This window comes from Citrobacter sp. Cpo090 (genome assembly GCF_030332665.1).
Classification (GTDB): domain Bacteria; phylum Pseudomonadota; class Gammaproteobacteria; order Enterobacterales; family Enterobacteriaceae; genus Citrobacter; species Citrobacter portucalensis.
This window is the reverse complement of sequence record NZ_JAOWHK010000031.1, coordinates 165,893-180,802: the sequence shown is the minus strand read 5'-3', so window position 1 is coordinate 180,802 and position 14,910 is coordinate 165,893. Positions and strand designations below refer to the sequence as shown.

11 protein-coding genes are annotated in these 14,910 nt (G+C 53.4%); 2 read left to right on the top strand and 9 right to left on the bottom strand.

The window, feature by feature from the left end; genetic code table 11:
* The first annotated feature begins 139 nt into the window (after positions 1 to 139).
* Positions 140 to 619 (top strand): type 3 dihydrofolate reductase, encoded by a 480-nt coding sequence (gene folA, locus OGY83_RS15805; RefSeq protein ID WP_137383754.1) that lies wholly within the window; start codon positions 140 to 142, stop codon positions 617 to 619.
* Positions 620 to 685: 66 nt separating this feature from the next.
* On the opposite strand, the gene apaH is transcribed toward folA, so the two are convergent.
* Genes apaH through lptD form a run of 6 tightly spaced genes read right to left on the bottom strand, consistent with a single transcriptional unit; the run spans position 686 to position 7,432 of the window.
* Entirely contained in the window at positions 686 to 1,534 is an 849-nt protein-coding gene (gene apaH / locus OGY83_RS15800; protein WP_286636284.1) for a bis(5'-nucleosyl)-tetraphosphatase (symmetrical) ApaH, read from the bottom strand.
* A gap of 10 nt (positions 1,535 to 1,544) precedes the next feature.
* Complete coding sequence (apaG, locus tag OGY83_RS15795) at positions 1,545 to 1,922, bottom strand: Co2+/Mg2+ efflux facilitator ApaG/CorD (protein WP_003018867.1); 378 nt, start codon at positions 1,920 to 1,922, stop codon at positions 1,545 to 1,547.
* A 2-nt stretch (positions 1,923 to 1,924) separates the two neighbouring features.
* The gene (gene rsmA / locus OGY83_RS15790; RefSeq protein ID WP_286636282.1) at positions 1,925 to 2,746 is read right to left on the bottom strand and encodes a 16S rRNA (adenine(1518)-N(6)/adenine(1519)-N(6))-dimethyltransferase RsmA; all 822 of its coding nucleotides are present in this window, start codon (positions 2,744 to 2,746) and stop codon (positions 1,925 to 1,927) included.
* A complete protein-coding gene (pdxA, locus tag OGY83_RS15785) occupies positions 2,739 to 3,731 on the bottom strand; it encodes a 4-hydroxythreonine-4-phosphate dehydrogenase PdxA (protein WP_286636281.1) in 993 nt (330 codons plus the stop codon). The genes rsmA and pdxA overlap by 8 nt, the downstream gene beginning before the upstream one ends.
* Entirely contained in the window at positions 3,731 to 5,017 is a 1,287-nt protein-coding gene (surA, locus tag OGY83_RS15780; RefSeq protein ID WP_003829603.1) for a peptidylprolyl isomerase SurA, read from the bottom strand. Before surA ends, pdxA begins: the two co-directional genes overlap by 1 nt.
* 54 nt (positions 5,018 to 5,071) lie before the next feature.
* Positions 5,072 to 7,432 carry an LPS assembly protein LptD gene (gene lptD, locus OGY83_RS15775; protein WP_286636279.1) on the bottom strand — a complete coding sequence of 787 codons (2,361 nt, stop codon included), beginning with the start codon at positions 7,430 to 7,432 and terminating at the stop codon, positions 5,072 to 5,074.
* A gap of 378 nt (positions 7,433 to 7,810) precedes the next feature.
* Here lptD and djlA point away from each other — a divergent pair, with 378 nt between their 5' ends.
* Positions 7,811 to 8,626 (top strand): co-chaperone DjlA, encoded by an 816-nt coding sequence (gene djlA / locus OGY83_RS15770; protein ID WP_003845702.1) that lies wholly within the window; start codon positions 7,811 to 7,813, stop codon positions 8,624 to 8,626.
* A gap of 96 nt (positions 8,627 to 8,722) precedes the next feature.
* Here djlA and rluA read toward each other — a convergent pair whose 3' ends face one another.
* From rluA to polB, 3 genes are all read right to left on the bottom strand, one after another.
* The gene (rluA, locus tag OGY83_RS15765) at positions 8,723 to 9,382 is read right to left on the bottom strand and encodes a bifunctional tRNA pseudouridine(32) synthase/23S rRNA pseudouridine(746) synthase RluA (protein WP_003018849.1); all 660 of its coding nucleotides are present in this window, start codon (positions 9,380 to 9,382) and stop codon (positions 8,723 to 8,725) included.
* Positions 9,383 to 9,393: 11 nt separating this feature from the next.
* On the bottom strand, positions 9,394 to 12,300 hold the full coding sequence (gene rapA, locus OGY83_RS15760) for an RNA polymerase-associated protein RapA (protein ID WP_191213424.1): 2,907 nt from the start codon (positions 12,298 to 12,300) through the stop codon (positions 9,394 to 9,396).
* A 177-nt stretch (positions 12,301 to 12,477) separates the two neighbouring features.
* Positions 12,478 to 14,829, bottom strand: a complete 2,352-nt coding sequence (gene polB / locus OGY83_RS15755) for a DNA polymerase II (protein WP_286636277.1) — start codon at positions 14,827 to 14,829, stop codon at positions 12,478 to 12,480.
* Positions 14,830 to 14,910: the final 81 nt, after the last annotated feature.

Below are 14,910 nucleotides of genomic sequence, written 5' to 3'. Positions count from 1 at the left end.
AATGCTGGCGTACCACCATAAATAGGTCGGTTCGCCAGCAGAACGGAAAATTTTCCTGTTCATCCTCTTTCCGCCAGTCGACGAAAGATTGCGCTTTCCGTATAGTGGCGACAATTTTTTTGTATCCGGGAAATATTCAATGATCAGTCTGATTGCGGCGTTAGCGGTAGATCGCGTCATCGGTATGGAGAACGCCATGCCGTGGAACCTCCCTGCCGATCTCGCCTGGTTTAAACGTAATACCTTAAACAAGCCGGTTGTCATGGGACGCCACACCTGGGAATCAATCGGGCGACCGTTACCTGGGCGTAAAAATATCGTCATCAGCAGTAAGCCTGGCACCGACGATCGCGTGCAGTGGGTGAAGTCTGTGGATGAAGCAATTGCGGCCTGCGGCGATGAGCCTGAAATTATGGTAATTGGCGGGGGGCGTGTGTATGAGCAGTTCCTGCCAAAAGCGCAGAAACTGTATCTGACGCATATTGACGCTGAAGTGGAAGGGGATACGCATTTCCCGGACTACGAGCCGGATGACTGGGAATCGGTGTTCAGTGAATTCCACGATGCCGACGCGCAAAACTCTCACAGCTACTGCTTCGAGGTTCTGGAGCGTCGTTAATTTGGATGCCTGATGGCATATTCGTAGGCCGGATAAGGTGCGAGCACCGCATCCGGCAGACGACTATCAGGCGTTGACCGCTTCGCCAGGATCCAGCTTCAGATGGCGATTTGATGGCTGCACAAAGTACTGTTTGTCTTCCCAGCGCAGACAGGTGAGATCGCCTCCCCAGCAACACCCCGTATCCAGCGCGTAAATACCTTCTGGTGTGCCTTTACCCTCCAGCGATGCCCAGTGCCCGAATGCAATGCTGTACGCTTCACTGACAGGTCCAGGAATGGCAAACCACGGCTTCAGCGGGGCAGGTGCCTCTTCTGGTGACTCTTTGCTGTACATATCCAACTGACCGTTGGGGAAGCAGTAACGCATGCGAGTAAAAGCGTTGGTAATAAAACGCAGGCGCGCCAGCCCCGTGAGTTCCGGGGTCCAGTTATTGGGCATGTCGCCGTACATCGCATCAAGGAAGAAGGGATACGAGTCGCTCGACAGCACGGCTTCAACATCGCGAGCACAGTCTTTTGCCGTCTGAAGGTCCCATTGTGGAGTGATACCGGCATGCGCCATCACCAGCTTCTTCTCTTCATCTACCTGCAATAGCGGTTGACGGCGGAGCCAGTTAAGTAATTCGTCGGCATCCGGTGCTTCGAGCAGCGATGTGACCCTGTCTTTAGGTTTATTACGACTGATACCGGCGAATACGGCCAGCAGGTGTAAATCGTGATTACCCAATACTAACCGCACGCTGTCGCCCAGTGATTTCACGTAGCGCAAAACGTCCAGCGAGCCCGGTCCACGAGCGACCAGATCGCCGGTGAGCCATAGGATGTCTTTTTCGGAATTAAAGTCTACCTGATGCAGCAAGGCTACCAGTTCATCGTAACAGCCGTGAACGTCGCCAATAAGGTATGTCGCCATAGTTATTGTTTTAATGAATGAGTGTTGGAACGGCGAGTCGGAATACGGGAATGTCGATGGTAAAGGCGATGCCTTGTTCATCGATCATTTCGTAATGACCCTGCATGGTGCCCAGCGGCGTTTCAATCACCGCACCGCTGGTGTACTGGTACTCTTCGCCGGGTTCGATGTGGGGCTGGACGCCAACCACGCCTTCACCCTGAACTTCGGTTTCGCGGCCATGACCATTAGTGATCAACCAATAACGCCCCAACAGCTGCACAGGCGCTCGCCCCAAATTGCGGATAGTTACGGTGTAAGCAAAAACGTAACGTTCATCATCAGGTGAGGATTGCGCCTCAATGTAGACGCTTTGTACCTGAATGCACACTCGGGGCGAATTGATCATGTTTAACTCTCCTTCGATGGCGCGTTTTCTGACAGATAGTTAGCCATCCGGCAGTATTGCGCGACAGAGATATTTTCCGCTCGCATCGCCGGATCAATGCCCAGCTCTGTCAGTACTTCAACGCTAAACAGGTTGCCGAGACTGTTACGTACCGTTTTACGGCGCTGATTAAACGCTTCGGTGGTAATACGGCTCAGCACACGAACATCTTTAACCGGGTACGGCATCGTCGTATGAGGGACCAGACGCACAACGGCTGAATCAACTTTAGGCGCAGGCGTAAATGCAGAAGGCGGTACTTCAAGTACCGGGATCACATTGCAGTAATACTGCGCCATGACGCTTAATCGACCATACGCTTTACTGTTTGGCCCTGCAACCAGACGATTGACCACCTCTTTTTGCAACATGAAATGCATGTCGGCAATGGCATCAGTATAGGAAAAAAGATGGAACATGAGCGGCGTGGAGATGTTATACGGCAGGTTACCGAATACACGCAGCGGCTGCCCCATCGTTTGTGCCAGTTCGCCGAAGTTCATGGTCATGGCATCTTGCTGATAAATCGTCAGCTTAGGCCCTAAAAACGGGTGTGTCTGTAGGCGTGCTGCCAGATCGCGGTCGAGCTCAATGACCGTGAGCTTGTCCAGACGTTCGCCTACTGGTTCGGTCAATGCCGCCAGGCCTGGGCCGATTTCGACCATAGCCTGAGCTTTCTGCGGGTTGATAGCAGAGACAATACTTTCGATCACAAACTGATCGTTGAGGAAGTTCTGCCCGAAACGTTTACGGGCTAAATGGCCCTGATGGACTCGATTATTCATTGGTATTAACAATCATTTTGATGGCGAGATTAAGCGCCGTAATAAAACTGCCGACATCTGCTTGTCCACGACCCGCGAGTTCAAGTGCGGTACCGTGATCGACGGATGTGCGAATAAAGGGCAGGCCTAGCGTGATATTCACACCGCGACCAAATCCCTGGTATTTTAGCACGGGGAGACCCTGATCGTGGTACATTGCCAGCACGGCATCCGCGTGGTCGAGATATTTGGGCTGAAACAGCGTATCTGCGGGCAGCGGACCGTTTAATTTCATCCCCTGCGCACGCAGTTCATCGAGCACCGGAATGAGGGTGTCTATCTCTTCCGTTCCCATATGACCGCCTTCACCAGCATGCGGGTTAAGACCGCACACCAGAATATGCGGATCGGCAATGCCGAACTTGGTGCGTAAATCATGATGCAAAATGCAGATCACTTCCTGAAGCAGGGCGGGCGTAATGGCGTCGGCAACGGCTCTGAGCGGCAAATGCGTGGTTGCCAGGGCAACGCGCAGCTCTTCGGTCGCCAGCATCATAACAACTTTCTTTGCCTGTGAACGCTCTTCAAAAAACTCAGTATGCCCGGTAAACGGAACGCCTGCGTCATTGATTACGCCCTTGTGAACCGGACCGGTGATCAGCGCCGCAAACTCACCTTGCAGACAACCATCGCAAGCGCGAGCCAGCGTATCCACCACATATTGTCCGTTTTCTACCGCCAACTGACCCGCGACAACAGGTGCCCGCAGTGCAATCGGTAATAGCGTCAATGTGCCTGCTGATTGCGGTCTGGCTGGGGTATCTGGAGAGTAGGGGAGGAGTGAAAGCGGTAAACCGAGCATTACTGCCCGGTCACTGAGGAGTGCTGCATCCGCGCAGACAACGAGTTCTACAGGCCAATCGCGCTGGGCGAGCTGAACCACCAGGTCCGGGCCAATCCCGGCGGGTTCGCCGGGAGTGATAACAACGCGTTGAGTACAAGCCATTAGTTGCTTAGAACTTTAACGTAAGCGCTGGCGCGCTGTTCCTGCATCCAGGTTGCTGCTTCTTCCGAGAATTTACGGTTCATCAGCATACGGTAAGCTCTGTCTTTCTGCGCTGCGTCAGTTTTATCAACGTTACGCGTGTCCAGCAGTTCGATCAGATGCCAACCGAAAGAGGAGTGCACCGGGGCGCTCATCTGCCCTTTGTTAAGTTTGGTCAGCGCATCGCGGAAAGCTGGGTCGAAAATATCCGCTGCAGCCCAACCCAGATCGCCGCCCTGGTTGGCAGAGCCTGGATCCTGAGAAAACTCTTTAGCGGCTGCCGCGAAGGTAGTTTTACCGCTCTTAATATCTGCCGCGATTTGTTCCAGCTTCAGACGCGCTTGCTGATCGGTCATGATCGGCGACGGCTTGAGCAGAATGTGGCGGGCGTGAACTTCAGTCACGGAGATGCTCTGGCTTTGGCCACGCATATCGTTAACTTTCAGGATGTGGAAGCCGACACCGGAACGAATTGGGCCAATGATATCGCCTTTTTTCGCAGTGCTTAACGCCTGGGCAAAGATACCCGGCAGCTCCTGAATACGCCCCCAACCCATCTGGCCGCCTTTCAGCGCCTGCTGGTCAGCGGAATAAGTAATAGCCAGTTTGCCGAAATCACTACCGTTACGCGCTTCATCAACAACAGAGCGCGCCTGGCTTTCAGCCGCGTTAACCTGGTCGGAAGTTGGGTTTTCCGGTAATGGGATCAGAATGTGGCTCAGGTTTAGCTCGGTGCTGGCATCGTTTTGGTTGCCTACCTGTTGCGCAAGGGCATCCACTTCCTGAGGCAGGATAGTGACGCGACGGCGAACTTCGTTATTACGAACTTCAGAGATGGTCATCTCTTTGCGGATCTGGCTACGATAGGTTGAATAGCTTAAGCCATCCTGTGCCAGACGGCTGCGCATCTGATCCAGCGTCATGTTGTTCTGCTTGGCGATGTTGGCAATAGCCTGATCCAACTGCTCGTCAGAGATTTTAACACCCATCTTCTGACCCATTTGCAGGAGGATTTGATCCATGATCAAACGTTCCAGGATCTGATGACGCAGCGTGGCGTCGTCCGGCAACTGCTGACCAGCCTGACCCGCATTAAGTTTTACTGACTGCATTAAGCCATCGACGTCGCTTTCCAGAACGACGCCGTTATTGACGACGGCTGCGACTTTATCGACTACCTGTGGGGCAGCGAAACTGGTATTCGCGATCATGGCGATACCGAGAAGCAGCGTTTTCCAGTTCTTCATACTTTTTCCATTATTAATTAACCGCAATGCGGATTACGTTGTAAATCAATCAGATCATAAAGCGCTTTGATACGGCAAAATGTTCGAACGCAACATTTGAGTCGTGCCGAGACCGTAGTTAGAGCTCAGGCCGCGGAGTTCGATATTAAAGCCGATCGTGTTGTCATAAATCGCGTGCTGCATTTTGTCATCCCAACCGTTCAGCTTACGTTCGTAGCCGAAACGAATGGCGTAACAGCAGGAGTTGTACTGTAGGCCCAGCATTGAATCCGCTTCTTTGTTCACGTTGGTATCGAAGTAATAAGCACCAACAATCGACCAGCGATCGGCGATCGGGAAGCTTGCCACCGCGCCCACCTGCGAAATCCCGTTTTTATATTGATCTGCCGTAGAGTAGTAAGACGGCAAAGTAGCCTGAATATACTCCGAACTGGCGTAACGGTAATTCAACTGCAGCATACGGTTTTCATCGCGACGGTATTCAATACTGCTGCTGCTGGTTGCAACGCTGTCCAGACGCGTGTCGTACTGGATCCCGCTGCGTAAACCCCAGCGGTCGGAGATGCGCCAGTAGGTGTCGCCCGCCCATACCAGTGAGCCCGTTTTGTCGTCATTCTCCCATTTGATGTTGTCATCGCCGGTGCGAGACTCGGTGAAATAGTAGATTTGACCCACAGAAATATTAAAACGTTCAACGGCTGCGTCATCATAAACGCGAGATGTGACCCCAGTCGTCACCTGATTGGCGGAAGCGATACGGTCCAGGCCGCCATAGGTACGGTCACGGAACAGGCCGCTGTAGTCAGACTGTAGTAGGGATGAGTCATAGTTATAGATATGACTTTGGTCGCGATACGGTACATACAGGTACTGCGCGCGCGGCTCTAACGTCTGGGTATAACCTGGCGCCAGCATTTGCATGTCACGCTCGAATACCATTTTGCCGTCAACTTTAAACTGCGGCATTACGCGGTTGGCTGACTCGTCGAGCTTGTTAACGTTACTCGGGTTGTTGTTGTACCAATCCAGATTGGTCTGCTGGTAGTGCGTCGCCATCAGCTTCGCTTCGGTATTGATACTCCCCCAGTTATTCGACAACGGCAGATTGATCGTTGGTTCCAGGTGAACACGCGTGGCTTCCGGCATGTTGTCATTGGTGTTCACGAAATGGACCGCCTGGCCATAAATACGGGTATCAAACGGACCGACGTCATTCTGGTAATAGTTGACGTCCAACTGCGGCTGCGCAGAGTAACTGTTACTGTTTTGTGCGTCGAAGACCTGGAACTGCTTGGTCGATACCGTAGCGTCAAAGTTTTGTACCGCGTAGCCGACGCTGAATTTCTGCGTGGCGTAGCCGTCGGTACTGGAACCGTATTTGTTATCGAAATCGTTAAAGTAGCTGGTGTCGCTGACCTTGGTGTAGTCGACGTTGAAACGCCACACCTGGTCCATCACGCCAGAGTGCTGCCAGTAGAACAGCCAGCGACGTGAATTGTCATCCTTCGGATGTTCGTCCTCGTATACTTTATCGGAATTCAGATAGTCGAACTCCATCAAGCCCACACCCGCCTGGGTGAGGTAGCGGAATTCGTTTTCCCACATGATACCGCCACGACGGTGCATATAATGCGGCGTGATGGTGGCGTCCATATTGGGCGCAATGTTCCAGTAATACGGGAGGTAGAACTCAAAATAGTTATTGGTGGAATATTTTGCGTTCGGGATCAGGAAACCGGAACGGCGCTTATCGCCGACGGGCAACTGTAAATAAGGACTGTAAAAGACCGGAACCGGACCCAGTTTAAAACGGGCGTTCCAGATCTCTGCGACCTGTTCTTCACGGTCATGAATGACTTCGCTACCGACAACGCTCCAGGTATCGGAACCTGGCAGACAGGAGGTAAAGCTACCGTTTTCCAGAATGGTATAACGGTTTTCCCCACGCTGTTTCATCAGGTCGGCTTTCCCACGCCCCTGACGGCCCACCATCTGGTAATCACCTTCCCAGATGTTGGTATCTTTGGTATTCAGATTAGACCAGCCCTTCGGTCCCTTCAGAATAACCTGATTGTCGTCATAGTGGACATTGCCCAGCGCATCGACGGTACGTACTGGCTCCGGCTGGCCTTCAGCCTGCTTCTGATGAAGCTGCACCTCGTCGGCCTGCAGGCGGCTGTTACCCTGTGCGATGTCCACGTTGCCGGTAAACACCGCGTCATCGGGATAATTCCCTTTTGCGTTGTCGGCATTGATGGTGACGGGTAACTCATTAGTCTCGCCCTGTACCAGAGGACGGTCATAGCTCGGCACGCCCAGCATACACTGTGAGGCGAGATCGGCTGCCAGGCCCTGATGGCTATAGAGGGCGCTGGCAATCATGGTGGCCAGAAGAGTGGGAATACGTTTTTTCATACGTTGTATTTATTGTTCCATCATCAGTAGCGTCGCGCGTGACAAACGGTCACAGCCTAACTTATCTCATCTTCACTTCGCTAGTATTAATCCTGCCCATTTTATACCCGCCACCTTTCAAGCTGCATCTTCGTTGTCTTCCTCGTTCACCCCAGTCACTTACATGGGTAAGCTCCGGGGACTCACTACGTTGCCGCCTTGCTGCAACTCGAAATCCAACGTGTATAGCGTTTGTGGTGTTAGGCACGGCATTGAATGACAGGTATGATAATGCAAATTATAGGCGATGTCCCACAATTGACCGCAGCCGTAAATCGGTAAAAGCACCTTATATTGTGGGACATAGCCTGGCTGAGAGCATAAAGATTTGGGGAGTCTATGCAGTATTGGGGAAAGATAATTGGTGTAGCCGTGGCCTTAATGATGGGCGGCGGCTTCTGGGGTGTGGTTCTGGGGCTGTTAGTTGGCCACATGTTCGACAAAGCCCGCATGCGCAAAATGGCGTGGTTTGCCAACCAACGTGAACGCCAGGCGCTGTTTTTTGCCACCACTTTTGAGGTGATGGGACATTTGACCAAATCCAAAGGTCGCGTCACGGAAGCCGATATTCATATCGCCAGCCAGTTGATGGATCGGATGAATTTGCACGGTGACTCGCGAACGGCTGCACAACACGCCTTCCGGGTAGGAAAATCGGATAATTACCCATTACGTGAAAAGATGCGTCAGTTTCGCAGCGTCTGTTTTGGTCGATTCGATCTGATCCGCATGTTTCTGGAGATTCAGATCCAGGCGGCATTTGCCGATGGGTCGTTGCATCCTAACGAACGTGAAGTGCTGTATGTGATTGCTGAAGAGTTGGGGATCTCACGCACCCAATTTGATCAGTTCCTGCGCATGATGCAGGGCGGCGCGCAGTTTGGCGGCGGCTATCAGCAGCAGTCTGGCGGAGGTGGCTGGCAACAGGCGCAACGCGGCCCGACGCTGGAAGACGCCTGCAATGTGCTGGGTGTGAAAACGACCGATGATGCGACCACCATAAAGCGCGCTTACCGTAAGCTGATGAGCGAGCACCATCCGGACAAACTGGTTGCGAAAGGCCTGCCGCCAGAGATGATGGAAATGGCGAAGCAAAAAGCGCAGGAAATTCAAAAGGCATATGAGCTAATCAAAGAACAGAAAGGCTTTAAGTAAGGTGAATTGCCGGATGCGGCTTGCGCCTTATCCGGCCTACGTTAATGAATGTAGGCCGGGCAAGCGAAGCGCCCCCGGCATCAATTGGCTCTGCGTTTAAAAATCCGCCGGGACTTTAAACGTCATACTGTTGCCGTATTCGGGATGCGTGATGGTTAACATCTCTGCATGCAGCAACAGGCGCGGCGCTAACGCCAGAGCTTCTGGCGGAGCATAGAAACGGTCGCCCAGGATTGGATGCCCTAAAGCCAGCATATGCACACGCAACTGGTGGGAGCGTCCGGTAATGGGTTTGAGCACTACCCGGGCGGTGTTATCCGCCGCGAACTCCACGACTTCATACTCTGTCTGCGCCGATTTCCCGGTCTCATAACACACTTTTTGCTTTGGCCTGTTCGGCCAGTCGCAAATCAGCGGTAAATCAACCAGACCCTCGGCCGGAGCGGGATGTCCCCAGACGCGTGCAACATACTGTTTTTTCGGTTCGCGCTCGCGAAACTGGCGTTTTAGCTCGCGCTCTGCCGCTTTGGTGAGCGCGACTACAATCACGCCGCTGGTTGCCATATCCAGACGATGCACGGATTCAGCCTGCGGATAATCACGCTGAATACGCGTCATCACGCTGTCTTTGTGCTCATCCAGACGACCCGGCACAGACAACAAGCCGCTCGGCTTGTTGACCACCATAATGTGCTCATCCTGATACAGGATGACCAGCCAGGGTTCCTGCGGCGGATTGTAGTTTTCCATCCCCATGTATGGCTCCGTTACTGATGCGTCACGACGATCAGGCGCAGGGCGTCCAGACGCCAGCCCGCCTGATCCAGGCTTTCCATCACCTGCTGACGGTTGCTTTCGATTGCGCTAAGTTCGTCATCACGGATGTTCGGATTAACGGCGCGCAGCGCTTCGAGACGGGAAAGTTCTGCCGTCAGCTTCTCGTCAGCTTCTTTACGCGCCGCATCGATCAGCGCGCGGGCTGATTTTTCCACCTGCGCTTCACCGAGTTGCAGAATGGCATGAACATCCTGCTGCACGGCGTTGACCAGTTTGCTGCCGGTGTGGCGGTTAACGGCGCTGAGCTGACGGTTAAAGGTTTCGAACTCAACCTGTGCGGCAAGGTTATTGCCGTTTTTATCCAGCAGCATGCGTACCGGCGTTGGCGGCAGGAAGCGGTTCAACTGCAGCTGTTTCGGCGCTTGCGCTTCAACGACATAGACCAGCTCAACCAGCAGCGTACCAACAGGTAATGCTTTGTTTTTCAACAACGAAATAGTGCTGCTTCCGGTGTCGCCGGAGAGGATCAGATCCAGACCATTGCGGATCAGCGGATGCTCCCAGGTAATAAACTGTGCGTCTTCACGTGACAGGGCGACATCGCGCTCGAACGTAATGGTGCAGCCATCTTCCGGCAGCCCAGGGAAATCCGGCACCAGCATATGATCGGACGGCGTCAGCACGATCAAATTGTCGCCACGGTCATCCTGATTAATACCAACGATATCAAACAGATTCATGGCGAAGGCGATCAGGCTAGTATCATCGTCCTGTTCTTCAATACTTTCAGCAAGCCGCTGAGCTTTTTCACCGCCGTTAGAGTGGATCTCTAGCAGGCGATCGCGACCTTGTTCCAGTTGGGCTTTCAGCGCGTCATGCTGTTCGCGACAAGTTTTGATCAGATCGTCAAAGCCCTCGGTATTTTCTGGTTCAGCCAGGTAGCCGATCAGATTGTTATAGACCGTGTCATAGATGGTACGGCCTGTCGGGCAGGTGTGTTCGAACGCATCCAGACCTTCGTGGTACCAGCGCACCAGCACGGATTGCGCGGTTTTTTCCAGGTACGGAACGTGAATCTGAATATCATGCGCCTGACCAATACGGTCCAGACGCCCAATACGCTGTTCCAGCAGATCCGGGTTGAACGGCAGGTCAAACATCACCAGATTGCTGGCGAACTGGAAGTTACGCCCTTCGGAGCCGATTTCAGAACACAGCATTACCTGGGCGCCGCTATCTTCTTCGCTAAACCAGGCCGCGGCGCGGTCACGTTCAATGATCGACATCCCTTCATGGAATACGGCGGCACGAATACCTTCACGCTCGCGCAGAACCTGCTCCAGTTGAAGTGCGGTGGTGGCTTTCGCGCAGATAACTAATACTTTTTGCGAGCGGTGGCTGGTCAGGTAGCCCATCAGCCATTCCACGCGCGGGTCAAAGTTCCACCAGGTGCCGGTGTCGCCTTCGAACTCCTGATAAATCTGTTCCGGGTAGAGCATGTCGCGCGCCCGGTCCTCTGCACTTTTACGCGCGCCCATGATGCCGGAGACTTTGATCGCCGTCTGGTATTGGGTCGGCAGCGGCAACTTGATGGTATGCAGTTCGCGTTTCGGGAAGCCTTTCACGCCATTACGGGTGTTACGGAACAGCACGCGGCTGGTGCCGTGGCGGTCCATCAGCATCGAAACCAGCTCCTGACGCGCGCTCTGGGCGTCTTCACTGTCGCTGTTTGCCGCCTGCAATAGCGGCTCAATGTCCTGCTCACCAATCATGTCGCCTAACATGTTCAGCTCATTGTTACTCAGCTTGTTGCCTGCCAGTAACATAGCGATGGCGTCGGCGACCGGACGATAATTTTTTTGCTCTTCAACAAATTGGGCGAAATCGTGGAAACGGCTCGGGTCCAGCAGGCGCAGGCGCGCAAAGTGACTTTCCATGCCCAGCTGCTCAGGTGTCGCGGTTAGCAGCAGGATGCCCGGCACACGTTCTGCCAGTTGTTCAATGGCCATATATTCGCGGCTGGGCGCGTCTTCGCTCCATACCAGGTGATGTGCTTCATCGACAATCAGCAGATCCCACTCGGCGTCACACAGGTGCTCCAGACGCTGTTTATTGCGACGCGCAAAGTCCAGCGAGCAGATGACCAGTTGTTCGGTTTCAAACGGGTTGTAGGCGTCGTGCTGCGCTTCTGCATAACGCTCATCATCAAACAGCGCAAAACGCAGGTTGAAACGACGCAGCATTTCGACCAGCCACTGGTGCTGTAATGTCTCCGGGACGATGATCAGCACGCGCTCTGCGGCGCCGGACAACAGCTGTTGATGCAGGATCATCCCGGCTTCAATGGTTTTACCTAAACCCACTTCGTCTGCCAGTAAAACGCGAGGGGCATGACGGCGGCCAACATCATGAGCAATGTTAAGCTGGTGAGGAATCAGGCTGGTACGTTGACCACGCAAACCACTCCACGGCATACGGTATTGTTCGCTCTGAAATTTGCGTGCGCGATAGCGCAGAGCAAAGCGATCCATGCGGTCAATCTGGCCGGCAAACAGGCGATCTTGTGGTTTACTGAATACCAGTTTGCTGTCGAGCAGTACTTCACGCAGCGTGACACCGGTTTCTTCGGTATCCAGGCGGGTTCCGATATAGGCAAGCAGACCGTTTTCTTCTTTTACTTCATCGACATGCAGTTGCCAGCCTTCATGGCTTGTTATCGTATCGCCAGGATTGAACATCACGCGGGTCACGGGGGAATCACTGCGCGCATACAGACGGTTTTCGCCCGTCGATGAGAAAAGTAAAGTGACGGTTCGCGCATCCATGGCGACAACAGTACCAAGTCCCAATTCGCTTTCTGTATCGCTGATCCAGCGTTGACCAAGTGTAAAAGGCATATATGTTCGGCTCTATATCTTTAATTGCAGGCAATACTCGTCATTTTCCGGGCTAGTCCCCGTTATTGAGAGCATACGACCCCGCTACCAGGCTAATAAATCAGTGGTAGTGGTGTTAAATGGGTCCAGGAATGGAAAGGGCGCTATGGTACTGGATGGCGGCGGTTTCGTCACGCGTCAAAATAACCCCAGTTGTCCTGTGAGTAGTGTAGCAAAATTATCGTCAATAAAGGGAAGAATTCCCTCGGCAACGGGTTGGATCTGGCGGGTCAGATAATGCTCGTAATCGAGCACAGATAGCTGATAATCAACAGGTTCAGGGCCATTGACCGTCCAGACATATTTTATGGTTCCGCGATTCTGATACTGCGGTGGACGCCCCAGTTTTACATTCTGCTCATCGGCGAGTCGCGCGGCACGAACGTGTGGTGGAACATTTCGCTGGTATTCGCTTAACGGGCGGCGCAGGCGCTTGCGGTACACCAGTTGTTCATCCATTTCACCGGCCATCAGACGGTCAATAGTCTCGCGAACAAACTCCTGATAAGGTTCGTTACGAAAAATTCGCAGGTATAGCTCCTGCTGAAACTGTTGGGCCAGCGGCGTCCAGTCGGTTCGTACCGTTTCCAGTCCCTTAAACACCATTCGTTGCTCAGCACCGTCCTGAATCATCCCCGCATAGCGTTTTTTACTGCCGGTATCTGCACCGCGAATGGTCGGCATTAGAAAGCGACAAAAATGGGTTTCAAATTCCAGCTCCAGCGCGCTGGTCAGATTTTGCTGCTTCAGCGATTGCGCCCACCAGGTGTTGACATAGCTCACCAGCTCCCGACCAATTCGGGCTGCATCGTCTTCTGAGTGCGCCTTTTTAAGCCAGACGAAGGTGGAATCGGTATCGCCATAAATGACATCGTAACCCTGAGCCTCAATTAACGCTTTGGTCTGGCGCATGATCGCATGGCCGCGCATGGTAATGGATGAGGCCAGTCTCGGGTCGAAAAAGCGACAGGCGGTGGTGCCCAGCACGCCGTAAAATGCGTTCATGATGATTTTCAACGCCTGCGAAAGTGGCTTATTGCCGCGGCGTTTTGCTTCTTCGCGCCCGTGCCAGATCTGAGTAACGATTTCCGGCAGGCAGTGCTTTTCGCGTGAAAACCAGGCATCAAGGAACCCTTCGGTGCTGTGTTCCGGATCCGGCTGCGCCATTCCTTCGATAAGCCCCACCGGATCGATCAAAAAAGTACGAATTATTGAGGGGTACAGGCTTTTGTAATCCAGCACCAGTACGGAGTCGTATAAGCCTGGGCGCGAGTCCATCACGTAGCCGCCGGGACTGGCGTGCGCGGGGACTTCCCCCAGATTCGGCGCCACATAACCCGCCCGGTGCATTCGTGGCAGGTAGAGATGTCCGAAGGCGGCAACTGAACCACCGTGCCGATCGACCGGCAGACCGTTGACCGTCGATCGTTCCAGCAGAAATGGCATGATCTCGGTTTTATGAAAAATACGCGTGACCAACTCGCAGTCTTTGAGATTGTAGGTGGCAAGTGCGGGCTTATCCTGGGCAAATCGACGGTCAATTTCGTCCATTCTGTCCCACGGATTATCAATCGACTTCCCTTCGCCCAGCAGTTCCTGCGACACCGTTTCCAGTGAAAAGGACGAGAAATTCCAGAATGCGGATTTGAGTGCCTCGATGCCGTCGATAATCAGGCGACCCTTAGCCTGCGCGAAGAATACGCCGTTTTTGAAGCCATGCTCACGCCACTCCAGCTCGCTACTATCACGACCAAAACGCAGGGGAATGCGGTAACGTTCGGCGTGCTTTTGCAGGACGCGTAAATCGAATTGCACGACGTTCCAGCCGATTATCACATCAGGATCGTGACGGGCAATCCAGTCATTGAGCTTTTCCAGCAACTGCGGACGGCTTGCAACGTACTCAAGTTCAAAATCAAGCGTAGAGGCGTCGCCGTTTGCCGGGCCGAGCATATAGACAATACGCTGCCCACAACCTTCAAGACCGATGCAGTAAAGTTCGCCGTGGCGCGTGGTCTCGATATCCAGCGATACCCATTTTAGCGGTGGTCGATAGTCAGGGTTCGGCTTCAGGCGAGCATTAATTAGCATGCCATCACGCTTGTCGCCTTCGACCCAAACAGGGGAGGTGATAAAGCGCTCCATCAGATACCGCTCAGGTGGACGTACGTCGGCCTCATAGACGGTGACTGCGTTTTCGCGCAGCAGTTTTTCCAGCCGCATGAGCTGGCGATGTGAGCGGCAATACAGGCCGGAAACGGGCTGGCGGTGGAAGTCTTGCAACTGCAGCGGTGTCAGGCGATAGCCGTTTTCAGTGCGTAATAATGACGTTACGCGAGGAACCTGACTGGTGGGAATAAACGCGACCGACTCCTGAGGCGCGAGCATGACCTGCAGCGGCCCATTGTCTGTAGCCAGCCAGAATGAGACCTCAGTTCCCTGTGGGGTGTCCCGCCAGTGCCGGGTTAAAATAAAACCTGCTTGCGCCACGCTGCGTATCCATCAAAAAACCAGGCATTATTATAGCCTGGTTCTGATAAATTAGCTGTGATTTTATACAGTTGTCATGCT

Excerpts from the sequence above, each read along its gene's own strand:
- apaG (WP_003018867.1), bottom strand. The coding sequence starts at position 1,922 with ATGATCAATTCGCCCCGAGTGTGCATTCAGGTACAAAGCGTCTACATT.
- rluA (WP_003018849.1), bottom strand. The coding sequence starts at position 9,382 with ATGGGGATGGAAAACTACAATCCGCCGCAGGAACCCTGGCTGGTCATC.
- surA (WP_003829603.1), bottom strand. The coding sequence starts at position 5,017 with ATGAAGAACTGGAAAACGCTGCTTCTCGGTATCGCCATGATCGCGAAT.
- rapA (WP_191213424.1), bottom strand. The coding sequence starts at position 12,300 with ATGCCTTTTACACTTGGTCAACGCTGGATCAGCGATACAGAAAGCGAA.
- rsmA (WP_286636282.1), bottom strand. The coding sequence starts at position 2,746 with ATGAATAATCGAGTCCATCAGGGCCATTTAGCCCGTAAACGTTTCGGG.
- lptD (WP_286636279.1), bottom strand. The coding sequence starts at position 7,432 with ATGAAAAAACGTATTCCCACTCTTCTGGCCACCATGATTGCCAGCGCC.
- djlA (WP_003845702.1), top strand. The coding sequence starts at position 7,811 with ATGCAGTATTGGGGAAAGATAATTGGTGTAGCCGTGGCCTTAATGATG.
- pdxA (WP_286636281.1), bottom strand. The coding sequence starts at position 3,731 with ATGGCTTGTACTCAACGCGTTGTTATCACTCCCGGCGAACCCGCCGGG.
- folA (WP_137383754.1), top strand. The coding sequence starts at position 140 with ATGATCAGTCTGATTGCGGCGTTAGCGGTAGATCGCGTCATCGGTATG.
- apaH (WP_286636284.1), bottom strand. The coding sequence starts at position 1,534 with ATGGCGACATACCTTATTGGCGACGTTCACGGCTGTTACGATGAACTG.